At 42.3% G+C, this 26,723-nt stretch carries 22 protein-coding genes; 13 read left to right on the top strand and 9 right to left on the bottom strand.

Annotated elements, in window-relative coordinates:
* Nucleotides 1-167 precede the first annotated feature (167 nt).
* Nucleotides 168-3,584 (top strand): DUF6531 domain-containing protein, encoded by a 3,417-nt coding sequence (locus tag L2764_RS00335; RefSeq protein WP_248938245.1) that lies wholly within the window; start codon nt 168-170, stop codon nt 3,582-3,584.
* A gap of 67 nt (nt 3,585-3,651) precedes the next feature.
* Here the strand turns inward: L2764_RS00335 and L2764_RS00330 are convergent, their stop codons facing one another.
* The 3 genes from L2764_RS00330 to L2764_RS28585 form a co-directional block, all read right to left on the bottom strand.
* On the bottom strand, nt 3,652-4,437 hold the full coding sequence (locus tag L2764_RS00330) for a 2OG-Fe(II) oxygenase (protein ID WP_248938244.1): 786 nt from the start codon (nt 4,435-4,437) through the stop codon (nt 3,652-3,654).
* Between the two features lie 66 nt (nt 4,438-4,503).
* A complete protein-coding gene (locus L2764_RS00325) occupies nt 4,504-5,847 on the bottom strand; it encodes an aldehyde dehydrogenase family protein (protein WP_248938243.1) in 1,344 nt (447 codons plus the stop codon).
* Between the two features lie 83 nt (nt 5,848-5,930).
* The gene (locus L2764_RS28585; RefSeq protein ID WP_512701016.1) at nt 5,931-6,083 is read right to left on the bottom strand and encodes a hypothetical protein; all 153 of its coding nucleotides are present in this window, start codon (nt 6,081-6,083) and stop codon (nt 5,931-5,933) included.
* 236 nt (nt 6,084-6,319) lie between these two features.
* Between L2764_RS28585 and L2764_RS00320 the strand changes: the two genes are divergently transcribed.
* The 7 genes from L2764_RS00320 (at nt 6,320) to L2764_RS00290 (ending at nt 15,316) form a co-directional block, all read left to right on the top strand.
* A complete protein-coding gene (locus tag L2764_RS00320; protein ID WP_248938242.1) occupies nt 6,320-7,216 on the top strand; it encodes a LysR family transcriptional regulator in 897 nt (298 codons plus the stop codon).
* A gap of 284 nt (nt 7,217-7,500) precedes the next feature.
* Nucleotides 7,501-7,821, top strand: coding sequence for a hypothetical protein (locus tag L2764_RS00315; protein ID WP_248938241.1), 321 nt, complete (start codon nt 7,501-7,503; stop codon nt 7,819-7,821).
* Nucleotides 7,822-7,830: 9 nt separating this feature from the next.
* Nucleotides 7,831-8,514, top strand: a complete 684-nt coding sequence (locus tag L2764_RS00310) for a hypothetical protein (RefSeq protein WP_248938240.1) — start codon at nt 7,831-7,833, stop codon at nt 8,512-8,514.
* On the top strand, nt 8,511-8,933 hold the full coding sequence (locus tag L2764_RS00305) for a helix-turn-helix domain-containing protein (RefSeq protein WP_248938239.1): 423 nt from the start codon (nt 8,511-8,513) through the stop codon (nt 8,931-8,933). The genes L2764_RS00310 and L2764_RS00305 overlap by 4 nt, the downstream gene beginning before the upstream one ends.
* 286 nt (nt 8,934-9,219) lie before the next feature.
* Entirely contained in the window at nt 9,220-11,865 is a 2,646-nt protein-coding gene (gene hrpB, locus L2764_RS00300; protein WP_248938238.1) for an ATP-dependent helicase HrpB, read from the top strand.
* Between the two features lie 12 nt (nt 11,866-11,877).
* The gene (gene mrcB / locus L2764_RS00295; protein WP_376708355.1) at nt 11,878-14,232 is read left to right on the top strand and encodes a penicillin-binding protein 1B; all 2,355 of its coding nucleotides are present in this window, start codon (nt 11,878-11,880) and stop codon (nt 14,230-14,232) included.
* Between the two features lie 283 nt (nt 14,233-14,515).
* Nucleotides 14,516-15,316 (top strand): hypothetical protein, encoded by an 801-nt coding sequence (locus L2764_RS00290; protein WP_248938237.1) that lies wholly within the window; start codon nt 14,516-14,518, stop codon nt 15,314-15,316.
* Between the two features lie 5 nt (nt 15,317-15,321).
* Here the strand turns inward: L2764_RS00290 and L2764_RS00285 are convergent, their stop codons facing one another.
* The 3 genes from L2764_RS00285 to L2764_RS00275 form a co-directional block, all read right to left on the bottom strand.
* Entirely contained in the window at nt 15,322-15,891 is a 570-nt protein-coding gene (locus tag L2764_RS00285; protein ID WP_248938235.1) for a DUF4879 domain-containing protein, read from the bottom strand.
* A gap of 104 nt (nt 15,892-15,995) precedes the next feature.
* Nucleotides 15,996-16,946 carry a hypothetical protein gene (locus L2764_RS00280; protein WP_248938234.1) on the bottom strand — a complete coding sequence of 317 codons (951 nt, stop codon included), beginning with the start codon at nt 16,944-16,946 and terminating at the stop codon, nt 15,996-15,998.
* Nucleotides 16,947-17,026: 80 nt separating this feature from the next.
* Complete coding sequence (locus tag L2764_RS00275; RefSeq protein WP_248938233.1) at nt 17,027-17,485, bottom strand: hypothetical protein; 459 nt, start codon at nt 17,483-17,485, stop codon at nt 17,027-17,029.
* A gap of 486 nt (nt 17,486-17,971) precedes the next feature.
* Between L2764_RS00275 and L2764_RS00270 the strand changes: the two genes are divergently transcribed.
* On the top strand, nt 17,972-18,934 hold the full coding sequence (locus L2764_RS00270) for a DUF4097 family beta strand repeat-containing protein (RefSeq protein WP_248938232.1): 963 nt from the start codon (nt 17,972-17,974) through the stop codon (nt 18,932-18,934).
* Between the two features lie 73 nt (nt 18,935-19,007).
* Here the strand turns inward: L2764_RS00270 and L2764_RS00265 are convergent, their stop codons facing one another.
* Nucleotides 19,008-19,739 (bottom strand): pseudouridine synthase, encoded by a 732-nt coding sequence (locus L2764_RS00265; protein ID WP_248938231.1) that lies wholly within the window; start codon nt 19,737-19,739, stop codon nt 19,008-19,010.
* Between the two features lie 282 nt (nt 19,740-20,021).
* Between L2764_RS00265 and L2764_RS00260 the strand changes: the two genes are divergently transcribed.
* From L2764_RS00260 to L2764_RS00245, 4 genes are all read left to right on the top strand, one after another.
* Nucleotides 20,022-22,106, top strand: a complete 2,085-nt coding sequence (locus tag L2764_RS00260) for a M13 family metallopeptidase (protein WP_248938230.1) — start codon at nt 20,022-20,024, stop codon at nt 22,104-22,106.
* 193 nt (nt 22,107-22,299) lie between these two features.
* Nucleotides 22,300-23,088, top strand: coding sequence for a RelA/SpoT domain-containing protein (locus L2764_RS00255; RefSeq protein WP_248938229.1), 789 nt, complete (start codon nt 22,300-22,302; stop codon nt 23,086-23,088).
* A gap of 162 nt (nt 23,089-23,250) precedes the next feature.
* Nucleotides 23,251-23,658 (top strand): SMI1/KNR4 family protein, encoded by a 408-nt coding sequence (locus L2764_RS00250; RefSeq protein ID WP_248938228.1) that lies wholly within the window; start codon nt 23,251-23,253, stop codon nt 23,656-23,658.
* 24 nt (nt 23,659-23,682) lie between these two features.
* Nucleotides 23,683-24,183, top strand: coding sequence for a DUF4447 family protein (locus tag L2764_RS00245; RefSeq protein WP_248938227.1), 501 nt, complete (start codon nt 23,683-23,685; stop codon nt 24,181-24,183).
* A 126-nt stretch (nt 24,184-24,309) separates the two neighbouring features.
* On the opposite strand, the gene L2764_RS00240 is transcribed toward L2764_RS00245, so the two are convergent.
* Nucleotides 24,310-25,677 carry a glycerophosphodiester phosphodiesterase family protein gene (locus L2764_RS00240; RefSeq protein ID WP_376708354.1) on the bottom strand — a complete coding sequence of 456 codons (1,368 nt, stop codon included), beginning with the start codon at nt 25,675-25,677 and terminating at the stop codon, nt 24,310-24,312.
* Nucleotides 25,678-26,020: 343 nt separating this feature from the next.
* Complete coding sequence (locus L2764_RS00235) at nt 26,021-26,695, bottom strand: glutathione S-transferase family protein (RefSeq protein WP_248938226.1); 675 nt, start codon at nt 26,693-26,695, stop codon at nt 26,021-26,023.
* Nucleotides 26,696-26,723 lie beyond the last annotated feature (28 nt).

Here is a 26,723-nt window from a genome sequence, read left to right as displayed (position 1 = left end):
GTATAAGATTGAAGTGATTGTGTATAAAAATCACCGATAGTGAATGACAGAGTAGGCGATCCGTTTCTTTGCCCTTAACATCATAGCTAGCTTGATTGTTGATAGGTGACAATAGGGTGATGTTATTGCTTAGGGATTATAGTTTGAGGGATTAAATCGGTGATGTGATGTTGAATAAAATAAAAAACAATGATGATGGTTTTTTTGAAAAGATGATAAGAATAACGACATGCTTAGGCTTTTCATTGGCTGAGGGATCTTTCTTCGCTAAAGGCTTTTTATTAGCTAAAGGCTTGTTATCCACTCGGGGGTTATCGAGCCAAATAAGCATGCCCTTAAAAAGCCGCGATGGCACCCATAAGGGAATAAATTGGCGCTTGAGTTGGCCGCAGACATCTTTAAAGCATATCGATATTTTGGCTAAGCGCTATACACCTTCTTTTCGTTTACCGACCGACAGCATCAGTCGACTTTTTCTTAGGCAAGCTAATCTAGATAACGGTCGCGCTGCTTCCTTAGCGGTGGAAAATAAGCAGGGTGATTATTATTTTGAAAACAGCGCTTTTCATCAAGAGGACCAAGTTCAAGCTGCTCTGTCTCATGACATTTTATTTGATGAGCATTTGGTGACGCCTTGCTTTAATCGTCGTCATGTGACTTTTCCTCCACGTGCCGTCATTGATTTTTATCGCTCAAGTGATCCTGAAAGTCGAATACAAAGTTATTCCACAGCATCTTATCATCAAGATTTATGTCGGCTCGACAATTCTAATAGTGCAGCAAAGGCGCTTGAGCAAGTGAAAATGTCGCGATTAAATCCATGCCCTATACCAGACAATGGTAAGCCTGAGGCTGGCGTTGCTAATCCATCCATGTTGACAGCTGATACCTTTGAAGCGTTTTCATTTCACCAAGGCTTACAGGTGAATAAGCAAGCCTGTGAATATGTGGACAATCGGACTGGGCATGTCATTGCTTGGCAGCAAGAGTTTAGCCTTGCAGGTTTTATTCCCTTGGTGTTTACACGTTTCTATTCATCGGGAGCGATTTTACCTCAGTTAGCGTCACAGCATTTGACCTCAGGTGTCGATAAGCCTGAGGGGTTATTAGGCAGAACGTGGTGGTGTAGTTGGGATGTTTGTTTATTGATGGAATCTGGACAGATCCGCTTTATCGACGAGACAGGTACAGAAGCCTGTTATGTGTTTCCGATTGAAGGCCAAGAAGTGCGTAGCTTAACACTCCCTGCTTGGCGCTTACGCCGAGAACAGGGCCGCTATCATATGCGGCATGTGAGTGGGTTAACGTATGGTTTTCATGTCAGTGGCTTTCATATGGGGGCGTCAAATCGTTTGTTATTATCTGAAATTGCGGATAATAATGGCAATAGCATTCACTTTATTTATCAGCAAGGCTTATTAACGTGGGTATTATTGAGTGATGATCGTTACATTCAAGTGAGTATGCAAGAAGGCTGTATTAAGCAGCTAGTATTAACCGATGAGGGGAAAAAGCCACTAAAAACCTTAGTGAGTTTTAGCTACAATACCAGTTTGCAACTTGTTGAGGCGAATGCCCCTGCGACTCACCAAGTTTATTATGAGTATGACAAACGAGACTGCTTATTAAAAACAGCTGATACTTCAGAGCCTTCAGTTGATTCAGAACCTTTAATCAGCTCGAGGCAGTCATGGGTGCAATATACTTATGATGATAAGGCGCGAGCATTGTCCCGTCTGGGGGCGGATGGCTTAGGCCACGCTCAATTTAGCTATGATGATGATAATTTGATTATTTATCATAAAACCAGCCATAAAGGTATTGTTTGTTATCATCGAAATCAACAAGGCCAAATGGTGAAGTGGATTGATGCTAAAGGGGGGATCACTTCTTTCGAATGGCAAGCCAATCAATTAACGAGTCAGATTAATCCGCTTGGTGAGCGAACCCGCTGGCATTATGATGCTTGGGGCCAAGTGTGTGACGTACTTCATCATGATAACAGTCGATATTGTTATACCTTTAATGACAATGGAAAGTTACTCTCGGCCATGGATGCCGCGGGAAGCACATGGCAATACACCTATAATAAAAAAGGCAATTGCATTCAAACGCTATTACCTTCTCAAAAAGCCATTTTTTATCAATATAGCCGCCGAGGACAGCTGGCTTGGGTTATTCATCAAGACGGCTCACAGATTGGTTTTCATTACCAAGTAAACGGTCAGTTAAGTGAAATTCACTTGCCACAAGACATGACTCAATTACAGTTTGAGTATGACGAATTTGGTCGGCTTATGTCACAACAATGGCAAGTCGATAAAGTGTCTGTTAAAGCGCAGTATTGGTCTTATAAAGGGCAATCCCTTAATCCCGAGACTTGGACGAGATTTGATTATTCACAGTGTCATTTTCAATATAATCATGCAGGCAACCTCATTAAATCAAGTGGATTTTCAGCGCCGAATATGCTTAATCGTCAGAGTGGAAAGGCGAATTCCCCTCCAAATCAGCGTAAACAATTTGCCAGCGGCATTCAGCGATTTACCTACGGCGCGTTTGCCTGTTTGCGAAAGCATGACAGCTCTGAAACAGCCTTGAAACAGGCTCCAAAAGTGCAATATGGTTACCATGGGCAAGGTCAGTTGCTGGGGATGAAGAGCGATAGCAGCCATTGGTGTTATCGTTTTAATACTTCAGGAGAGATTAGCGCGTTAATGTATGGTGATGGACGCAAAGTGCAGTTTGAATACGATGCCTTAGGCAGGCTTTCACAGCGTACAGCCTTAGATGGGACCCAGCTGCGGTTTTATTACGATGTATTAGGCCGTCTCATTCAAAAGCAAGCGCTTAAGCCTTCAAAGCCATTATCGTCAAGAACGAATATCAGTAGTATTAGCTATACGGTGATGAATAATACCTTCTTCGATTATGATGCCAGTTCACAGCTGATTAAGGTGAGAACCGATGACAATCGCAGCCAAAAAATGTGCGTAGAATATCAGTTAGATGCCGATGGTGGAGTCGTCAAGGAACGCATCAATGAGTGCATCGGCGGTGAGTATTTAAGCCCGCTATTTTTCAAACAAATGGGTTGTGAGAATAAAGAATTGATTGATTATTTTTCTACTGCAACAGTGGCTCAGAATACAGGGTTAATCACGCAAACGTTAAGGGCTCAAGAATCGCAATCTACACGTTTTTTTGAGCGTGATCCTATTACATTACAACAAACATTATTGAATGCAATGGATAGCCTGCATGAGAATAAATCGAGCCTTCAGCGCGAAGAGGCGTTTTTATCAGAGCCGCTTGTGACCGATGAAATCAGTCTTGCTTTGGTCGATAAGCGTTATGCCAATAGTGTGCAAGTTATCGCTAACAGCGCCTATCGGTTTGATGTGGCTGGTCGCGTGCGTGAAAAAGTGGTCAATCATATCGATCTTAGCCCAAAACAAACGCAATATTTTTGGGATGAAGAAGATAAGTTGCTGGCGGTATTATTACCTACGGGCGATAGCTGGCGTTGTCATTATGACGGTTTAGCAAGGTTGATTGATTTAGAATACGTGCAAAGCCGTTGATATCATTTAAAATGAAGGCAAGCCCTGTGGTTGACCTTTACAGGGCTTGTTTAATGTACTCAATGGCTTAAATCTCAAATAACATGTCGGTGCGGATAATATATTTGCTGCCTCTGGTCACTTTATCTGAGCTGTGAAGGCAATGCAGTGGATGCATACCATGAGGAAAGCACAGCACTCCGCCAGCGGGTGTATGAATATCAACAATATTTGCCTGCTCCAACACGCGAGTCGGCTTGCTGGGATCATTTTTATCTATCCAAAACTGCGTTGCACCGCCTTCAAAATCATCATTGAGTAAGATCAGAAATGTCATTTGGCTCCAGCGATCCGGGTAAGCATTGGCCACCAATTCGTCATCAATGACGCGGCTTCCGGGCCAAGATCCATCAATGTGGGTTTTGAAAAAATCCCCTTCCTTATAGCGATAAAAGCGAAAACGCCCATTGAGTCCCAGTGGTTTCTTGCCCTGATAATGAGTTGCAGCGTGTTCAACGAGGGTGCTGACACGATCCCAAATAAGCTGATCTGTGGCTTCATCAACAACCCAAGTGACATTGTGATTGTGTCTGACTTCTCGGGGTAAGGATACCGCGGCATCGGGCAAGTAACCTAAGGCTTCAGTATAATCGATGAGGCGCTGACACTCGGCTTTGGATAATACATTCAATAATTGAAAGCCACCGGGAACTCCTATGTTTTCGACCAATTTAACAGGTTTGTTGTCCTGTTCGCTTAGCTGAATAGGATCGTTATCACTGTTGCCCCAAGTGGGCAGAGAAGGATTTTCAGCCCCCGGTTCATATTTGACGACAAAAGCCTGCTCTGGCTTGGTGGTGTTGACTGCTGTCATGCTAAGCTCCTAATCTAACCTGAACTCGGAATAATGAGTTCAGGTTTATTCATTCATTGACTGTCATTAACTGACTGTTATTAATTGGGCTTGGGCGAACTGTCTATGACCCTCTGCCGAGCCATGAAAACCATAGCCACTTTGTTTGGCACCAATCCATGGGGCGTCGCCTCCAGCGCCCACACCACTATTGACGGCAACCATGCCGGCTTCTAATTGGTTGGCAACGTCATTGGCGCCTTGTGCGCCAAAAACAACCGCGCCTAAGCCAAATTCAGAATCATTGGCACGAGCGATTGCGTCATCAATGTCATTAAATTGGGCGATGGCAATCACAGGACCAAAGGTCTCTTCTCGCTCTATCAGCATGTCAGCTGTAATGTCTGCAATGACGGTAGGTTGAATATAGGGGGCTTGTTGCTCTGTTGAACCTAATAGGAAGCGAGCACCTTTTTGTTTGGCATCTTCAAGGTGAGTCACCACTTGTTGATGTTGCTTGAGGTTTATCAGCGGGCCGATATTGACGCCCATTTTATCCCAAGGCCCGACTTGATAACGCATGGCGATTTGAGTGACTTTGGCTTCAAATTGTTTAGCGATCCGTTGGTCGACGTAAATACGTTCGGTTGAGGTACACATTTGCCCGGCATTTTCGACGCTACTGGCCACCGCAAAGCCTGCCGCCGCATCGAGATCGGCATCATGCATGACAATCATGGGATCGTTTCCGCCCAGCTCCATCACTAATCTTTTTAGTGACTGAGCGCCGCGCTGCATGATGTCAATCCCTGCGGCTTTTGAGCCGGTAAAGGCAATCAAATTAACAGGGCTTTCGACGATGGCTTTGCCTAACTGGGCATCACCAAATACAATTTGCAACAGATTTTCGGGCAAAATCTCGTTGATGTATTCAATGAATGCTTGGGCGATCAGCGGTGTTTCTTCTGATGGCTTAAAAATGACAGCATTACCCGCAATGAGAGCGGGCACCAATAAATTACACGCCATGGCCAGAGGATAATTCCAAGGCGAAATGACCGCAGCGACGCCCAGTGCTTGATAGTGAATATGGGTATTGCGTCCTATGTTACGTGGTTCCAAGGCATTAGCGGCGGCCTGAGAAATAGCTTCCCCGACGTATATTGCGCCCATGACTTCACCACTAGCGCGGCGAATATCTTTGCCCATCTCACGGCTGAGTAACTGAGCGAGTTGATTTTGATGCGGTTGAGCCTGTGCAAAGGCTTGGCTGACGATGCGAGCACGTTCTTGCAGTGGCTGCAGTGACCACTTTTTTTGTGCCTGTTTAGCCTCGCTGACATGGCTTGGAATATCCGCTATGGGCGTGATAGTCACTGAACCGATGGGCTCACCATTACTGGGATTATATGAATATAATTGTGCTGTCATTTGTTTAACCTATTCATTAACTATATGGGTGTAAAATAACGTCATTTTGAAAATGTCGCGGACGTGTATCGACAATCGGCTGTTTAATCAAAAAGGAGTATGCTTCTAAATTCAATACTGTTTCGCTCGCTGTGTTTAGCGTTTAAAAGCCGAACAGAGCTGTGAGGCACTCCCGGTACCGCTTGATGATCATCACTGTCATAAACTTTAAAAATCAATGCTTCGTCTGATGTCATATTAGGGTAGTAATACCAGCGGTGATTTTCATGGTGTGAATACAAATGTTTGATTAGCTGCAGCGTAAATGATATCGGCTGCAGTTAATATCGGCGCATATTGTTGACGGGGAGGTGATGTCGTTATTGTCATGGTCATATTGGCCTCCTAATCAGGTATAAACTTGTTGAATGGGGTCAGCTTAATCAATAGGTGATACAATATAAAACAAATAAATAATGTTTAGGGTACAAGTATGAGTGGTATCAATAGGCTGGAGTTGAAACAACTAAGGTTATTAGAGGCATTATTGGTGCAAAAGAATGTCTCTAAAGTGGCTGCTAAAATGGGCTTGACTCAACAAGCCGTGAGTGAGCAACTTAAAAAAATGCGCGATATTTTTAATGATGAACTCTTTATTCGCAGCAGTTATGGAGTGATCCCCACCGTTAAGGCTGAGGCACTGGCAGAGCCGATACAGCAGATTTTATCGCAGGTGGAAGCCTTATTTGAACAAGCAATATTTGATGCTAGCAAACTCGATCAAGTGTTTACCATTAGCAGCAGTGATTATGCCATGCTGGTGATTTTGCCCGATCTATTGAGTCACATTGCCTTGTTAGCCCCTAGATTAAAAATAATAGTAAGAGAATTTGAGTCAGATAATTTAGAAGCGTTAATGGCGTCAGGCGCCATTGATCTCGCGTTGACTTTTCCAGAGTTCATCCCTAATAACTTGTTGTCTGAAACCTTGTTTACTGAACGACATGTGTGTGTTTGTGCATCGAATTCAACTTTAGCCAATAAAACACTTTCGTTGAAGCAATTGGCATTATTACCGCAAATTATCGTGTCTCCTTCACGGGCTAATTTAAAAGGCTCCCATGACTTATGGTTTTCAAAGCGGGGTTTAAAACGCAACATTGTGATGTCCTTGCCGAGCTTTTCTGCGGTGCTAGCCTGCGTCGGCGCCACCGACAGAGTCGCGTTTATCCCCGCTCGGTTATTGCCAAACGAGCAGGTGAGTGTGATCCATTTAGAGGAAAACCCGCCCAGCTTTGAAGTGATCCAAGCTTGGCATCAACGCTCAAAGCGTGATCCGGTACTCAAGTGGATGTTAGCGAAGATGCGCGAAGCTATCGAAGCGCATTAAAACATTATGTTTTCCTTCCCCGAATTCAATTTCAAGTACACATAATGACTCAAGCCCGCTATTTTTATAGGGATTAAGTGATTAGCCTTGATTTATTTGTTGAATAATGATTAATTTATGTTTGATAAAGCATCTTAAGCCATCAATTAGTTAACGTATGTTGTACTGATATGACCGTCACAAAATGTTCACAGAATGGATCTTCAGTGGGTTTTTGTTCATTGAGCTATGGATGCTCCTCCGCTTTTATAAAAAGTAATAACAGTTAATAACAAGGAAAAATTATGTTCATGGATATGCCCCCCGTTGTCGATACCAATGTTCCCGCCGCTATTGAAGTGCTTACGATAAGCGCCACATCCAATGTGGCAGTAACACCCCTTAATACTACGTATTTATTAATGAACTCTCCCACTAAGCCTAATGCTATTGCATTGAGTGCCATGAGCGTCAGTTTTCCAGTGCCGTTGGGTGGTGGGGGTCAACCAGGATCAGGTGAAAATGTAAAATTTGCGTTATTAGAGGGTGAAGGTTGGCTGTCGCCAGTGCCGTTGGGTGGTGGGGGGACTAGTGAACCTGAATTATTAACTATATCTATTTGTTAAGGTGTCATTATGGATGTATTTGTTGTCTTGCTGGTCGGTTTAGGTTTGATCAGCTCAGGAGTGATTTATTTTGCCAATAAAAAGCCAGTGTTATGGTTAGGGGCCTTTGTGGCGAGCGGTGTATTGGCGTTAACTATCGTGATTGGGGTTTTATTTAAGGAGTATTACTGGTTAGGTAACATAGGTCTGGGAGTGGCGTTATTCGCGAGCGTGCTTATGTGTCGACGCTTTCCTAATTGGGCTTATTTAATTGCCATACCCGCTGTGATGAAACTCGTGGATGTACTGTGGTTAAATGAGTATTTGTTAACTCAAGTGCCTAGCTGGGCCTTTTATTTGAGTTATATCGGCTACGACGTGTTGGTGATGGCCTTGATTTGGTATCGCGGCCCCATTGCTAAGGTTTTAAAACTAAAGGTGCATTATCAGCGTTTCGCTCAGGAATATTTATTGCTGGGCGTGTATGGCTTGTTTGTATTGACCAATTTGATGACGGGCATGGAAAACCTTATTCGTCATGATTTACTGGGCAGTGTTTTTGTTGGTTTTGAACCAAGGCTTTTTTATGATTTATATCGTTATGTACGTTTACCGATTAATATCGCTGAGATGATAGTGCTAGTGATGATCAGTTATTTTGCAGTAAAGGCGGGGATGAGCCAAAAACAAAGAATTAAGGGAGTAAGGCTGTGACAGAGTTAAAGAGTATTGCGAAGCGCTTTGATTTAAGTGTGGCTGAGCTAGCGAAAATAATGGAAGTGAAAGAGGGGGAAGTGAGCCAGTGGCAATTGGGTACGAGCGAACCTTCTACACGCAAGTTATGTAAGCTATTTGGCTTTATCAGTCGCCATTATTTAGTACAGGACTCATCGAATGAGGAATTTATGATTGGCCGTGATGATCAGCCTGCTTTTAATCCTGATTGTGAAGACAATGCGCTCATGCCTGAACTGAGCCAAGAAGAGAATGAGAAAGTACGCACTAAGCTTAATCAGGTGACCTCAGTGACCAATATGTTACTGCTATTGACTGATGGAAATGCGTTACATCACGGTAGCTTAAGCTTTATGTCAGATGCCTTGTTAGAGATGAAACAGATTTTAAAAACCTGATGTGGTTTGTCTGTTCACTCTTTATGTAATCAAAAATCGACGCCTCATCAACGTCGGTTTTTTGTTTTATTGCACTAAGGTTAGCGTAATAAATTCTTCGATTTTTTGCTTTGTTCGGCGCTGATGTCTTGTATATCGACCTTCATGGCGCTGGCGTATTCTTCAACTTTGACCGTGCATAAATTGAGAATGACAAGTGTAGAAAATAGCGCCATTTTTATTTTGTGTCGAACACGAGTACACTGCTTAGCATTATTTTGTATCGATTAATCTATTTGAGCCTGCTTTGAGTCAACTTCCTGTTTTTGATTTACTGAGCGATTTACGCACCGCTTTTAGCCAACATAACCAAGTGATCCTTGAAGCCCCAACGGGCGCGGGTAAGTCTACCGCGTTGCCGTTAGCCATGCTTGATTGGCCTGAAATAACGGGCAAAATTATCATGCTAGAGCCAAGACGAGTCGCCACTAGAAGTGTGGCGCGCTATATCGCGGCTCAGCGTTATCAGGTCAATGGTAAGGCCTTGGGGGAAGAAGTGGGCTATCGGGTGCGGGGGGACGCGCAGTCTAGCGCTCGAGTGAAACTTGAGGTAGTGACCGAAGGTATTTTAACCCGCATGATCCAGCAAGATCCCGAATTAGCAGGGATCGGCATGATTATTTTTGATGAAATTCATGAGCGCCATCTCACCACTGATTTAGGCTTAGCCTTGGCCTTAGAGGTGCAGCAGTCTTTTCGAGAGGATTTGGCCATACTGGCGATGTCAGCAACGTTGTCGGGAATGGCATTAAGCACTTTGATGCCCGAGGCTATTTCGCTTAAGAGTGAAGGCCGCAGTTTTCCGGTGGAGGTGATTTATCAGTCTATCATAGGGACAAATTCACAGCGTTCACAACCTTGGCTTGAGCCCATGGGGGCCGCGATTGTGGCTTTGCTTGAGGCGAGTGCGAGTACGCCTGACAGGCTACCTTCTCATAAATCCAACGCCTTTTTAGCCCAAGTGACATCTTTTGAGGGGTTAGCTGATAAGAGCTTACTGGCCTTTTTACCGGGGCAAAATGAAATTAGGCGTTTGCAGACTTATCTCGACGCGAGGCTCGATCATCGCCAATATGTTATCTGCCCTTTATATGGCAGTTTACCGCCTAAAGCGCAAGATCAAGCGATTGCGCCAGCAGCGAAAGGCGTGCGAAAAATCGTATTAGCCACCAATGTGGCCGAGTCGAGTTTAACCATTGAAGGCATTGGCATGGTGGTGGACTCAGGGTATCAACGACAAGCCATTTTTAATCCTAAAACGGGGACGAGTAAACTCAGTTTAAAGCGCATTAGCCAAGCCTCGAGTGCTCAGCGAAGTGGTCGTGCGGGACGGTTATCCAACGGCTTGGCATTGCGTCTTTGGGGCCAAGAAGAGCAAGGCCGCTTGGCCAAAATGGATTTAGCAGAGATTGAACACAGTGAGCTGACAAATTTGGTCTTCGACTGTGCCTATTGGGGCGTCAAGGCGGTGAACGAATTACCTATGCTCACAGTGCCTAGCTCGCGCAATGAAACCTATGCATGGCAATTATTGCAAAAATTGGCGCTGGTGGATAATGACCATAAAATGACTCCTCATGGGCGCAGCGCATATGAATTAGGTTGCGATCCCCGCTTGGCTCATATGATGCTCAAAGCCAAGACGTTAGCACTCAAAAATAGTGATGCTGAGTTAGTGGGTCTTGCCTGTGTGTTGGCTGGAGTGCTGAGTGCCCGTGGGCGAGTCGGCATGAGTGTCAATATATTGGATCATCTAAAAGCAGCATTAATGGGAGAGGCGGCGCAATTTAGCAAGCAGTTTGTGCGCAAACTGAATGTAAAGACGGTGAGTTTAGACAATGTGATTGTTCATGCCACTCCATCCAGTGTGGCTTTCTTGTTGGGGCTGGCTTATCCTGACAGAATTGCAAAAGCCAGAGGCAATAAAGGTTACCAACTGGCAAATGGCACAGGGGTGGAATTACCCGATAACGATCCTTTAACCCAGTCGCCTTGGTTAGTGATTGCGGACTTTCAAGAAGGTGCGCAAACGGCTGGGCGGGTGTATTTAGCGGCGCCTTTCCCTGTGGCGTTGTTAACGCAGCGATTGGGTAAAGGAGACCATAATACGACAGATATAGCATTAAGCCATGATCTTTCTTTTTTGGTATCGTCGATTAATTATTGTGCATGGAACGAAGTAAAAGGCCGCTTCTATTCAGAAGATAGACGCTATATCGATAAGATTTTACTCAGTAAAACCGCTGGTTCAAAGCCCGAACGTACGCAAGTCATACAGACATTGTTAGTACAAATTCGCAGCAAAGGGCTGCAAATGTTGCACATGAATGATAAGGTGCGGCAGCTACAATATCGCATGAAACTGGCGATGATACTGGATACGAGCGAAGATTGGCCAGATATATCTGATCATCGTTTGTTAGAAACCTTAGAGATTTGGTTGGCACCTTACTTAAACGATGTAAGCAGTTTAAGCCAATTAATGAAGCTTGATTGCTATCAGCTGCTATTGAATGGCTGTTCATGGCAGCAACAGCAAAGGTTGGATACGCTGTTACCCACTCACTGGCCCATGTTAACCGGCACGCAGGTGGGTATTGACTATGATGATACTGGACGTGCGACCTTAAGTGTTCGTTTACAAGAAGCGTTAGGCATGAAAGAGAGTCCACGTTTGGCTCAAGGCAAGCTGGTAGTGACGATGGCCTTGCTATCACCGGCAAGACGTCCTTTGGCGTTAACGGCAGATTTAGCGAGTTTCTGGCAAGGACCTTATGTAGAGGTCAAAAAAGAGATGAAAGGGCGTTACCCAAAGCATTTATGGCCAGACGATCCTGCTAATACTCAGCCGACTAAATTTACTAAGAAAAAAACATTAAATGCTCAGAAGTAATTTGGATAGACGATGAAAACGAAAGCGAGCGGAAATACAAAAGATGTGGTACCTCAGAAAAAAGGGGCTAAAAAAAGCACGACGACTAACAGTAAAAAGCCAAAACGTAAAGGCTCGCTCGGAGCGGGTCGAAAAATGTGGTCCATGTGCTGGAAACTAGGCCTTATTGTCGTGGCGATAGTCAGCCTTTATTGTATTTATTTAGATCAAATCATTGCCAATAAATTCGAAGGGCAAAAATGGCATTTGCCTGCACAAGTTTTCAGTCGTTCAATGGCTTTGTATCCTGGTGCGGCAATTAGTCATAACCAATTATTGTCTGAGCTGAAATTATTGGGCTATCGTAAGGTGGCCAATCCTCGCCAAGTGGGTGAATTTTCAGCATCTAAAACCAAGATAGATTTATGGCGACGACCTTTTTTACATCCTCAGGGTCAGCAACCTGCTCAGCGTGTGATGATAGCATTTAATACACGAGGTGTGAGTTCAGTCGCAAGGCTGAGCGATCATCGCCAATTAGCTGTTTTTCATTTAGAGCCAGTGTTGCTCGATCGTATCATTACTGGTGATGGGGAAGACCGATTATTTGTGCCCAAAGCACAGATCCCACAGCCCATTATCGATGCATTAATTTTGACCGAGGATCGTACTTTTTATGAGCATTACGGCGTGAATCCTTTTGCCATTGTGCGTGCGGCAATGGTAAATATTAGTGCGGGGCATACGGTACAAGGTGGCTCGACATTAACCCAACAGTTAGCGAAAAACTTTTTTCTATCGAGTCAGCGCTCGTTAACCCGTAAAGTGCGCGAAGCCTTGATGGCGATTATTATCGATTTTCGCTATTCAAAAGATGCCATTTTAGAGGCTTATCTTAACGAAGTGTATATGGGACAAGATAAGGCGCGAGGGGTACATGGGATGGGACTCGCATCGCAATTTTATTTTGGTCGCCCCATTGCCGAGCTGACTTTGCCCCAGCAAGCTTTTTTGGTGGCGGTGATTAAAGGGCCTTCTTACTATAATCCTTGGCGCTCTCCTGAGCGTGCACAAGCGCGTCGAGATTTAGTCTTACGTTTGCTGATGGATGCAGGAAAGTTAACGGTGCCCCAATATAAGGCCGCAGTGGAATCGCCGCTTGGACTGCGTAAATCGGATAAACCTGTTCATCAAAAGTTACCGGCTTTTTTTGCCGTTGTGAAGCAAGAACTGAATGATAAGTACGGCGGTGCATTACTAAAGCGCTCTGGGATTAAGGTGTATACGACCTTAGATCCTATGGCTCAAAAGGCGGCTGAAAAAGCAGTCAAAGACACCATGAAGCGCTTGAGTAAAAATGATAAATCATTGCAAGTCGGTATGGTCGTCACGGATAAGTATGCCGGTGGCATAGCGGCTATGGTGGGTGACAAAGTGCCGGGGTATCATGGTTATAATCGCGCTGTTGAAATAAGACGCCCTATAGGCTCTTTGATTAAACCTTTTGTTTACGCCACAGCCTTGAGTGAAGGTGATAAATACAACTTAGCCACCCCACTGAAAGATCAGCCTATTACCCTTAAAAATGGCCAAGGAAAAACCTGGTCGCCAAAAAATGTGGATAGAAAATATAGTGAACAAGTGCCCTTATTGACTGCATTTAAGAAGTCGATGAATGTCCCTACCGTTAACTTAGGCATGGCCATTGGGGTGAAAAATGTCGGCAACACTCTGAAAACGGCGGGGTGGAGAGATAATGTTTCGCAGTATCCTTCAATGTTACTCGGTGCCGTTAATGGCTCTCCACTCATGGTGGCACAGGCATATCAAACCATTGCCGATAGTGGGCGTTATCGACATTTATCGTCTATTACAGCAGTGTTAGATTCAGATAACCAAGCACTGCCGGTGAGACGAGAAGAGCGAAAACAAGCGATTTCTCCTGCGACCGATTATTTGGTGCAATATGCGATGACGCAAGTGGTGCAATCAGGCACTGCAGCACGTTTAGGTCAAGCTTTTCCGGGGGTGAAGTTAGCCGGTAAGACTGGCACCAGTAATGACTCAAGAGATTCATGGTTTGCCGGTTTTGATGAGCGTAATGTAGCTGCTATTTGGGTGGGTCGTGATGATAATGGTAAAACGGGACTTTATGGCAGCAATGGTGCCATGGCAGTGTATCAAGCCTTTTTAAATAATCGTCCACCGATGAGTTTGCGTATGGCGCCGGTAAGCGGTGTCGTGAATGGGTATTTTGAACGTACATCGGGGATCGCTAAGCAAGATGATTGTCGCAATGTGGTGGCATTACCCGCACTCACAGAGAGTTATCAACCAGCGGCTAATTGTGGTAAGCCCTTATCGTGGTGGCAACGTATTTTGAATTAAATGTTAGATCATGAAGTACAGGGCTGCCGAGCCCTGTACTGTTTAGTTCACACGACTTTTGGTTGAGTGTACAAGAGTATGCGAGAGTAAAAAGAAAGGGATTATTATTTATTTAAAACAATTGGTTAAATAGTATTATTGAATAGTGACGCAATTTATGCGATCCTCAATATTGCTTGAACTTTTTATATTTAATTTTTTGCGAAGGAACGTCATTGTTAATTAAGCCATTTTCAAGGTGTTTGAGTATGGGTGGCTTATCTGTTATTGAGGTATGACGTTTATGAAACCCTTAGCGCCCGCTATAGTATTACCTTTGCTGCTTTCTGGTCAGCCAGTTATCGCTGCACCGAATCAAAATACGCCAGATTTAAAATCAACTTCACAATCAGCACTTAAACCAGAAGTAAAGCCAGAACTCAGTGAGCAGCAACTCTCAAGCGCAATCAGTCATCGCCTTCAAGCTCAGTTGAATGATCCTCAGTTGGCTGAAGAGCTCACTGCATTTTTAATGCAACAAGTACTCACATGGAAAGCCGAAACGCGGGATGTGAAGCAAGCTGATAGTATCATAGCGTATTCTTTTGGTAATCGAATTGATGAGAAAGGTAATAAGCTCCCAGGGCCGATGAATGAGCAACTTGCTGATCTTGTTGTTGATCTCTACAATCAAAACCCTAAACCTGTATATGCACAATGGGAAGTCGCACAGGCAATAGGCGATCGTATTGCCCCTCAGTTTTTATTCTCGATTTATCCTAAAATAGATGCGGGAGGCGAGGTGATTTATTTAAATACCTTGGGTGTTGCCGAGGAAGCGGCGCGTCTTGCAAAAGGCACTAAACAGTTAGGGACGGCGATCGTGGTGGCTTTTTATGATCATAGTCTGCGTGCTGTTAATTTATCACGAGAGGTGGGAATTGATGCATACTCACCTAAAGGATATGCGTTACCGAATCATTATGACGCAGACTCAGGCCAACCTTGGACGCGGAGTCGTGAAGCTTTTATCTTGTATGAAATCAAAACTCGAGCCGCATATGAGGCCGAAGGTTTACTCAAAACAACCGACAGTATTCAATAAATAGATTACTGTACATACAGCGTGTCACTCCAGTAAAAGGGGTGGCCATCAGAATAGGAAGTGACATTTAAATAGCCTTGGTTCTGACCACTAAAATCGAAATAGTGTAGCCAAGCACTGATTTTCTCTCCGGCTTGACACAAGTGTAATTCAGTTAAGTTTCCACATAAATATTCTAAGTGACGGGTTGTTTGAGTAATGCCATTTAAGCTGGCTTGTGGTGAATGACCTTTACCATATTGCAGGACCGCGATGAGTAATTGTGATCCTCCATGAGCGAGTTCCGTCGCCCTTTGTGATTGACCAACATCTATCCATCCAAGTTGACTCGATCCCACTGAGACGATTTCAAAATAGCTAATGCCTCGTTTTCTGGTGCTAATATGGCGTGTATTTTTAGGTAGTAAAGTTAACAATGGAGAGATGGGAAGATTGTTTCCTTGCAAGCTGGGTCGATTTGCAAATTGATTGATGTTAATGATGACGCCATCTTCTATATCAGCGCCTTGGCTGGTGGTGCTAAAAAACAGCATGCCAGTGAGTATGATATAAAGTAAGCGTGATAAAATACTCATGTGTTGCTTCTGCCTCTACCAATAAGATTTGAGCCTACATTTGGGTATAGAGTAGTTTGCTTGAAAACTCAAATTATCTTATGACTGACAGGCCTGTTTGTGAGCTAGTGTGGCAATGAAAAATAATGAGCAATACTCAATAATCTTTGTTCATTTTTTTGGCTCAGTGATAGGTTTTTAAAGAGATAAACAACGGCTGCGGCTAAGGTGATTTGATGTAAATTACTTTGATGTTGGAGTAATAGTTGTTTGCATGCAGCTTCCAATGAACTCATTTTACCTAAGTCTTTTTTATTGGTGCTTTTGCTTTTCAAGCTCAGCTCTTTTTCGGTAAGGGTGTTTATATTTGGCTTATCTGCCGTTTCGGGAAAATCCCAATGACATTGCTCATAAAGATGAAGAAGAAATTGTTTGGATTGTGCTTCTGTCAGTTTATCTTCATTTTTTAATAGGTAGCTTAAGGTGATTAAGTTATGTCCCCAAAAGCCAGGTTGAGTTAAACACGCTTGCAAAACCTTTGGTATATCAGGGGTACCGTGATTTGCTAATAAGGGGGAGTCGCTTGGGGAAGACGGATCCTGTGTTTGATTGTTGCCATAAAAGGTTGAGGTGACAAATTCACAAAATCGTTCGGTGAAGCGTAATATTTGGTTGTTATTTTCAAGTAGCGTAAAGGCTTCATTAAAGGCCAATAAAATAGAAAGATGATGGTTTAAATAAAGGTTAGATTGCAGGCATTCTTTAAGGTAATAGTTGAATACCGTGTCAAAGCCTTCAGTGGAGATCCATTGCTGCATGACAAAGTATGAGTAAGGGTAGAGAGCGTGTTGTAAAACCCAATGACGTCTCTTGATTACCACATCAATACTGCTTGTGTGCTCTAATATTGTTCCTGAAAAATAAGGCTCTTCCATTTTGATAATCATTTTAATGTCTTGCCACTCGGCATTAGGCCAGTCAAAGTGGGATTGTAAATAGTTCAGTGAAAGAAAGCACTTTATGCTGTGCTGCTGATGGATAATCGCGATTCTTTGTAATGCCTCGTCTAAGTACATACTGATCCTATTTTACTTTTATTCCGTTAATTTTCAAATGGTAACATAATGCTAGTGTATAGGCTTAAATAATATGGCCTTTACTTTTTGTGAGGAAAAAATGTTTGTAAATTGACTGGAAAGTCGTCACGTTTGAGCGAGTCTGGATTAATGGTATTGAGTAATTGTCCAGCGGGGGAAATGAGATAAAAGATGCTCCCTCCATCACCAGGGAAATAGACGACAACCTTTTTAAACTGGCCGAATGTAGATATTGATATTTGCGATATAAACACCCCTAAAAAATTGGCCAGTTGACTTGTCTGCTGGCAAGAAGGACATTGTTTTATTACGCTAGCAATGCATGTGGCGTGGTTTGTATTTTGGTAAGACGGACACTTTTCTACTCGTAGCTGACAATCTTGGTATTCAGCCAAACTAAAACTATTCTTAAGAAAGTCCAGTTGTTGAATACTAGCAATGGGTATAGGCATTGCTAATGCTGATAGTGGGTTGACTATAAACAATACTAGCATTAATAAAAAATTTTTTTTATACATGGCTATATGTTTCCTATATCATAATTTTTTTATGGGGATGAAAATATTATAATAAAAAAAGTCATCATTATCAAATGGGTAGAGATTTTGATATTGAGTAAAACCCGCTCTGTAGTATCATTGTACATTCAGGATATTCTGATTAGGCTCTTAACATACCCAGCAAAAATAATGATGCATCATTGAGTGTCACGGGTATAGATCTTTCGCTTTATTTATTTCTTTAATTTTCAAAGAGTAATATCACATTAAGTGACTCATCGTGAATGATGCAGGTAACTTATTGCTTCTGTTGATATTTATGTTTTGTTACTTTAAATATCTTTTAAGGTGACTTATTTTATGCATTGAAGAGAAAAGATAATCTTTCCAAAATGAGTCTAAAATAATAAAAGATAAGGGGTATACAAAACTTAGGGAAATAGACACAATCTTATACTGTGAACAGCAGTCGATGGATATTAAATAAAATAATCGAGGAGAAACATGATGCGATCCACAAGAATGATCAATTTTTTACTCATTCCTTTTTTACTTTTTAGTCAAGCAAGCTTTGCAGCCAAAAGCATCAACAAACAAATGCAATTACAAGGTGATGTATCCTTAAACGTAAAGGTATTACGGGGCAAAGTATTGATTCAAACTTGGCAAAAACATGCCATTAAGGTAACGGGAAGTCTAGATAAATTCAGTGAAGGTTTTGTTTTCGATAAGGAAGGCAATAAAGTGGTTATCGAAGATAAGTTACCTGAAAAAGTGACTGGCGAGAATAAATACGGTTCAGATTTAGTGATAACGGTGCCAGCGTCTCTTAGCCTTACGGTCTTGGGGGTATCGGCAAATTATGATGTGAGTCAGCTGGGTGGAGAGCTCAGCATCGAAACCGTGAGCGGGCATATAAAAGCCGATCAGCTCTCAGGAACCATCTTGTTGCATACGATTTCAGGGGATATTATTACTAAAGGCCTTCAAGGCGACGCAAGTTTAGATACTGTTTCGGGTGCCATAGCCGATTATGATAGCCAAGGAACCATGCGTTATAGCTCAGTGAATGGAAATTTGAGTGCGAATAATCAAGCGAAGAATGTGTTTGTGGAACAGATTTCTGGTAATACGACTTTGCGTTTAACGACGGTGGATAATCTTAGCGTGAAAAGCATTAGTGGCGCTCTTGAATTAAACTTAGACAGTTTAACGAATAGCGCTCATATTAGTAGTGTGAGCGGTGATATTTTTACTCAGTTTTCTAAAATGCCCAGCTGTAATTTTGATATTGATGCAGGGCCAGGTGGTAAGATCACTAATACACTTACTAAAGACAAGCCATCAAAGGAGAAGTATAGACCGAATACTTACTTAAGGTTTATGACTGGGGAAGGGGCGGCAGATTTCTTTGTTAAAAGTATCAGTGGACATATTCAAATAAGAAAACAAAGGCTAATAGAATAATGTTCGTTTTCTATTGAGTCTTACTATGTCAGTCATCAATGCCCGTTATTTTACGGGCATTTTTTGGCTGCTATTAATGTGAGTTGACTGAGCTTATTTCATTTGCTGTGAGATAGCGCCATTCACCTAAGGCTAGGGTAGTATCAAGTTCAATGTCACCTATGGCTTCTCTATGCAGTTTGACAACTTTATTTCCTACCGCAGCGAGCATTCGCTTAACTTGGTGATATTTACCTTCTGTAATGGTTAAGCGGGCTTGATGGCTGCCCAATATTTCTAATCGTGCCGGTTGAGTCAAACCGTCTTCATTATTGAGGGCGATTCCTTGTTTGAAGGTGTCGATTAATTGATCATCAAGTGGATCGGCAACCTCTAACAGATAGCGCTTAATGCACAGTTTTTTAGGTGAAGTGATATTATGAGACCACTGGCCATCACTTGTGAGTAGCACTAGGCCAGTCGTATCAGCATCAAGACGGCCAGCAATATGTAAGTTGTCTACTTTGACCACATCAACGAGTTTTAATACGGATGGGTATTCTTCATTTATGGTTGAGCATAGAGTATCAACTGGCTTATTGAGCATGATAAAACGCGTACCCAATAAGTGAAGCTGTTCTCCATTTAAACAAATTACATGTTCATCTTTAACTTTAAAATCAGAGCTTTTAACTATTTCACCGTTGCAAGTGACATCGCTACGATGCAAGGCTTTTTTAGCTAAAGAGCGGGTTAATTCAGTGGAACCACAGATAAATTTGTCTAGACGCACAATAAACTCAGAATGAAAACATAATGGCGTCATTATACTGATCCTCAAGTCAATTGAAAATGCGAATTTGAATAATACTAATCTGCCTTGATTGGTATAACATCGACACTTAGTGACAAGCTATCAAGTTTTCGGATGACAGTGCATTTTTTATATACACTTGTTTACATACGGCGGATGACCATAATCTAGATAATGTCTTTTTACATTCAATAAATTAATGATGGAACCATTACTTGATTCGGCTATTCTACATGTTGCATTATCGAACGATATTGGCAGTATAAATTGCGGGCTTCAGACTAAGGAATATTGATGAAAAAAATAGTATTAGGAGGTTTATGTGCCTCTTTAATTGTAGGGTTAACGGCTTGTGATAATGATAAACCCGCCCCCGAAATCCCACAGAGCAGACCAACCAATACCGAGACAGTGGTTAAGAAAGTATTGAGTTCAGGTGTGGATTTTTCTAATTTTGATTTATCGGTTCGACCACAGGATAACTTTTATTATTACGTTAATGGCACTTGGATCAAGAATACTAAGATCCCGAGCGATCGCACCAGTATTGGGGCTTTTTATGATTTAAGAGATAAGTCTCAAGAAGATATTAAAACCATTATTGCATCATTAGCAGCGGCAGATAACTTAACTGTCGGTAGTGACGAACAAAAAGTTGCTGATTTATATCGTTCATTTATGGATGTTAACACACTCGATAAATTAGGCGTGAAGCCAATACAAAATGAGTTTCATAAGATTGCTGCGATCAACAGTACCGATGAATTGATGGATTATTTTGCTCACAGCCAAATTATCGGCGGTGTAAGTCCATTAAATTTTTATATTGATATAGATGCGAAAGATTCGAAGCGTTATGTGAGTTCTATTTGGCAAGATGGACTGAGTTTACCTGACAAAGATTATTATACAAATACTGCCCCTCGTTTTGTCAAAATCCGCCAAGCTTTTTTGAAGCATATTGAAACAATGTACACCTTAGCGGGATTGGCGGATCCTAAAGCCAGTGCTGAAAAAGTGCTAGCATTAGAAACCGATCTCGCTGCCAGTCAGTGGGATGTGGTTGATATACGTGATAGTACTAAAACCTATAATTTATATAAAATAACAGATTTACCAAAGCTTGCGCCCGATATTAACTGGCAAGCCTATTTAGCGGCAATGGGCGCATCTAAAGCATCAGATGTTGTGATCAATCAACCCAGTTATATTGAAGGGCTTGGTCAACTCATTAAAACCACAGATTTGGCCACGTGGAAAACTTACCTGCAATGGCAACTTTTATCGAATATGGCGGGCGATTTAAATGCCGCATTGGATAATGAGCATTTTGTGTTTTTTGATAAGGTGTTAAATGGGCAAGAAACGCCGAAACCTCGCTGGAAACGAGGAGTGGATATCGTCAATAGTCAACTGGGTGAAATTGTTGGCAAGGTGTATGTGAAGCGTTATTTTTCGCCTGCAGCAAAAACGCGTATGCAAGAGCTAGTGGAAAATTTGCGACAAGCTTACGGTGACAGTATTGATGCGTTAACATGGATGAGTGATACAACCCAGACCGCGGCTCAAGAGAAATTAGCGCAATTTACGGCAAAAATTGGTTATCCGGATAAATGGAAAAACTATGATGCACTTAAGATAAAAGTGGATGATCTTGTCGGTAATAGTATTCGGGCTAGTGAGTTTGAGCATCAAAACGAAATGTCCAAGCTCGGTGGACCCATTCGTCAATGGGAATGGTTCATGACGCCACAAACAGTGAATGCTTATTATAATCCTGCCATGAATGAAATTGTGTTCCCGGCTGCCATTTTACAACCGCCTTTTTTCGATATGCAGGCTGATGATGCGGTAAATTATGGGGGGATTGGGGCTGTGATTGGCCATGAAATGGGCCACGGTTTCGATGATCAAGGGGCTAAGTTTGACGGCAAAGGCAATATGACGGATTGGTGGACAGAGCAGGATCTTGAGAAATTCACCGAGAAAGGTGAAGCGTTAATTGCTCAATATGATGGTTATTCTATTTTTGAAGGCTTAAATGTCAATGGTAAGTTGACCTTAGGAGAAAATATTGGTGATTTATCAGGGTTAACGATAGCTTATCGAGCCTATAAAAAATCCTTAAAGGGTCAACAAGCGCCTGTTATCGATGGGCTAACGGGTGATCAGCGTTTCTTTATTGGTTTTGCGCAGGTTTGGCGCTCTAAAATTAAAGAAGAAACCATGCGTAATCTTGCGGCAACGGATCCTCATTCTCCTGCCGAATTTCGTTGTTTGGGGGCATTATCTAATATGCCCGCATTTTATCGAACCTTTGGCGTAAAGCCCGATGATGCCATGTATATCCCTCCTGGAAATCGTGTAAAGATTTGGTGATTTTTTGTTCTAACATTGTTTATAGTTAATATAAAGGTCGCCTTGGGCGATCTTTTTTATAAAAAAAATTAAGTTATTATTCAATGATAAAGTATATTTTTTAGCAAAATAAATAAAATTTAATTCAGAGTAGGGGTTTTATTTTGTGTTTAAGGCCTTATATTTTTTATATCGTTATTGCATAAGGACTGCCATGAAAAGATTATTTAAAACGTCTTTTATTTTCTTATTTTTATTATCGGCTCGAACTGGCTTTGCACAAACACCTCATATTGTGGGAGGGAGTGAGACGGAAAGTATTCCTTACTCAACCTCCTCTTTCGTTTCAACAGATTTTTCTGAGCTTATCGGCATCCCATCAAAACACTATTCATCCCCCATTCAACCCTACTCCGATTTAACGCTTTTATACCATCAAGCTTCCCACACCAAGCAAGACTTAGATACGCTTCTTAGCAGTATTAGTGCGGCGACCCAAACCCAAGCGATAACGGCCCCGTTAAAAAGTGTCGAGCGAGCACAAGCAAAAATCCACAATAAATTGGAGGGTGATGGAGCAAAGATCACAGACTTAGCACGTGGTAGTTTAGTGGCTGATAATGTGAATGCGTTAATGCGTGCGTATCAAGCGCTGATTGCTCAAGTTGAGGTAGTGGGAGTCAAAAATCGCTTTGCTGTGCCTAAAGCGTCGGGTTATCGGGATTTAAACTTGCTGGTAAAATTACCGAAATCAAACATGATCTGTGAAGTCCAGCTGCACCTTAGACAGATTGCCGATATTAAAAGTGGTCCCGAACATCAGACTTATCAGCATATACAGAATATTCAAGCGAGGGCTAAACACGCTCAAAGAGCATTGTCAGAATTTGAATTGGCTAGCATTACTCAACTTAGGCAAGATTCTTTTAAACTCTATCAAAAAGCATGGCTGAATTATAAGCGTATGTGTGATGTACGCCTGTTACCCGTTGCAGCCGCGTAGTCGTCTCAACCCCAAATGGGTTGAGAAGCAGGTTTTCGGGTTACTTAAATCCGTTGAAGCGGTGTGTTTCAGCGTCGCTCTTCAAGTGGCTTGGGTGTATACCCAAGCTATTTAGGTATATACTACTCGCTAAATTGATGCATGAAATATGATAACCCCCTAATGAATGAAATCATTGAGCAACTGCAAAGCTTAAGTGAAACCGTGCCAGTGCCATTGGAACTACCGACATTTGAGCAATTGGTGGAGGTAGAAGAGCAAATTTTAATTCCGTTGCCTATGGATTTAAAAGAATACTTGCTCGAAGCCAGTGATGTTATTTATGGTTATTTAGAGCCTGTTACTGCTAGCGATCCTCACTCTCATACCTATTTACCCGAAGTGACGAGCTACGCTTGGTCTATTGGTATGTCGAGGGAATATATTGCTATTTGTCAGCAGGGAGATAGCTTTTTTTGTATTGATCAACAAAGCCAAGTCATGCTGTGGAGTGAGGGCGAAGTCCAAGAAGAGATCTGGGAGTCTCTCTGGCAATGGGTCGAAGAGGTTTGGCTGCAAACAAATAATTAAATGAATAATATTGGAAAGTAAATAATGGCTAAAGATGTAGGCTATAACGCCTTAGAAATGCAATACCTTCGTCACTCCTTGGCGTTGACTACCGCTCAAGTGGCTGAATTAGGTAAGGGATCGGAAGCTGATGTGATTGCATGGGAAGCAGGTGAAAAGCCCGTTCATATACCAGTGCAAAAGAAGTTATTAGAGATAGATGAAACGATTGAAATGCAAGTGCTTAATACTTGTGATGGTATTGAGGCTTTATTCGAGAAAGAGCCTAAACGTCGATTAAGTTTTGTTGTTTACCCGACCCAAGCGTTATACGCTCAGTATAATTCGGAGTTTTTAGGCGCTCTACCTTTTAATGAGCTTTACAATATGTCTGCTTGGCGCATAAAAAAAGAATGCAAGTTAATGCTTGAGGTTGACGTTACTTTAGTAGGGCTGGAACTTGAGTCTTACAAAGCTTTTAGAGACAAAACAGGCTTAAAAGAGAGTCCAGATAGTCGTGCTAAATGGGCCGCTACGCAAATTTAACATTCTTTCCTAAAGTATTTGGATACACTCTATCGTGTTATGGATAAAAATAAAAAGCGCTCAACATCTGCTGAGCACTTTTTATTCCTACAAGTATATTAGGTATTAACGCAATATACTCTGTGATTAATTCGAAGGCTTATCTTTACCTAAAAGGTTTTCAGCTTTCGTTGGCTCTTTGGTTGCCATTTTGCTGGAGTAGCCTATGCAGTTGGCATAGTAGACTACGGTTGCTGGCCAATCAGAAAACACGCCTCTCACGCCCACATCTTTCGCAAGCACATCGAGTAGTTTGAGCGTATCGCCATCATTGTTGATGGCTTTGCTAATGCTTTGATAATACCAGCCACCATGATCAGTCGTGAGTGGCCCTGAACGCTCTAATGACCAAGCGATGATATCTAAACCGGCTTCTTTTGCTGCTTTTGCATAGGCAGAAGGAATAATCTTGTTGTTATCATCCAAGGTCACTAATACCCAAAGTGGTGGTGCAATAATTTCGACGCCAGAATCTTTGAGTTCCGCCATACTTGGGGTCCAAGTACTGGGATCATTAGGATCGAGATTGTCGGTGTCATAACGATCATCAAGAAAGACAGCCTGCTTAGCAAATTTAGGATAGTTGGCTATCCAGTATTTGATGTCATTTAAATTAAAAGACTGAGCAAACACTTGAGAAGGTTTTACACCTGCTTCAGTGTATTCATCGAGCATCTGCTGAGCATAATCGGTTTGAGTATAACCATCAAAGGGCATCGTTACGCTAGGCTCTTTGAGTTCGGGTACCATTTTAACCCCCGCTTTTTTAAACATTTCAATGCTTTCTTTGTGAGTCATCACGGTTGCGCAGCTAGCATAAAGATCGGTGCGCCAATCAGGCGTGCCCGCCATAAATTCTTCTACTGTGGTGGCATCTGGGTTGTTGCCGTCCATTTTAGCGCATAAACTTTTAAATTCAGCGAGGGTAATGTCACTGGTGCAGCAAGTGGCTGAAGCTGGGGTTCCCGATGCTGGATCGGCTGGCGTGAAAGGGCTTGTGCATTTATTGGCTAAAGTCGGATTGGCCAATATGTTGGTGGTTGATGCTAAATCACATTGAGAGTGTCGGCAAACCAGTTGTTTGTCGGCAGTGAAAGTGACATCACATTCAACAATACCCGCCCCAGAATCAATAGCCGCTTGATACGACTCTTTACTGTGTTCTGGGAACTGCATTGAGGCCCCTCTGTGGCCCAGTGCAAATTCAGTGCGGTAAAAGGGTTTATTGGTACATTGTTCGAGTCTACCCTTTAGTTCGGGATCATCCAATTTACTTAAGAGATAAAAAGGCCGGACCCCAACTTGTGCAAGAGGCGCTTTTTGATGATTTTGTGCGTTCGTTTCGATATCGTCTTTAGGGTGTTTCATATCAGAAACATTTGCGAAGCTTGAGGTACTGATTAGGGCTGCTGCTCCTAATAGTGTACAAAGGGTAGAATAGGGTAATAAGCGCATTGATCGGTCATCCTTAATAATGACAAAAACAGATTTAGCATTAACCCTGTATAAAGACTGTATTAATTAAGATCAATATGAAATTTTGGGGACTGGTCATTAAAGAGAAAAGAAGTTTGTTATAAGTGGTTGTTTTTTATTTTTTTAATCTTTGTTTTTCGATGAAAAACTTGATTGTAATAAATCATGTATGTTGGGCTTTTGTAGTATTTGTGAGGTGTTTTTTAGACTAATTGGTTTTGTTTATGTTTTTATTTTGTTGGCGTTTAATTATGGGGATTACTGCGTAAAAATAACGGTGTTTAGCGTATTTTAACGCAGAATTTTGACTTTTTTAATATAATTAAGCGGCTTGAGCAGCAGCGGTTTGTTCTTTTTCTAGCGCCCGAACAAGGGCGGGACGGCTCGCTACTTGGTCGCGATAGCGTGCTAATTTTGGGGGGATATTAAGCCCCGATTTTGTCGCCCACATCAAAGTGTGAGTCAGTAATATATCGGCAATGCTGAGAGTATCACCTAATAAATAGTCACTATCGGGTAACCAAGAATCAGCAACTGCTGCAACTTTATCAAATTCCCATGTGGCGACGACTGGCATGCTTTCTTGCCTGAGTGATTTTGGCAGCGCGAATTTGTGCTTGGCTAATGTCCAAAGTGGTTGTTCTAGCTCACAAGTAATAAAACTCAGCCATTGATGATGTAAGGCTGATTCAGGGGTTCCGCTTTCAGCTATGTGTATTGGGTAGCCACAATCTTTATTGTACTTCTCGGCTAAATAAAGACAAATTGCCATTGACTCAGACAGGACTAATTGTGCAGATTTAGTCGCATTACTGTTTTGATTATCATCGATAATAACGGGAATTTTTCCACAGGGATTTAAAGACAGAAAATCAGGGTGTTGGCTATCTCCTTTCGCAAAGTTAATATAGTGGTATTGCCAAGGTAGCGCTAATTCTTCAAGTAACCACGAAATGCGACTTGTGCGAGTTTGAGGGGCACCATAGAGAGTAATCATTATGCTTCCTTATTTTTAGCCGCTAGCG

Source organism: Shewanella surugensis (assembly GCF_023284005.1).
Classification (GTDB): Bacteria; Pseudomonadota; Gammaproteobacteria; order Enterobacterales; family Shewanellaceae; genus Shewanella; species Shewanella surugensis.
The sequence above is the reverse complement of the archived record's forward strand: the minus strand, read 5'-3'. Positions and strand labels throughout refer to the sequence as shown.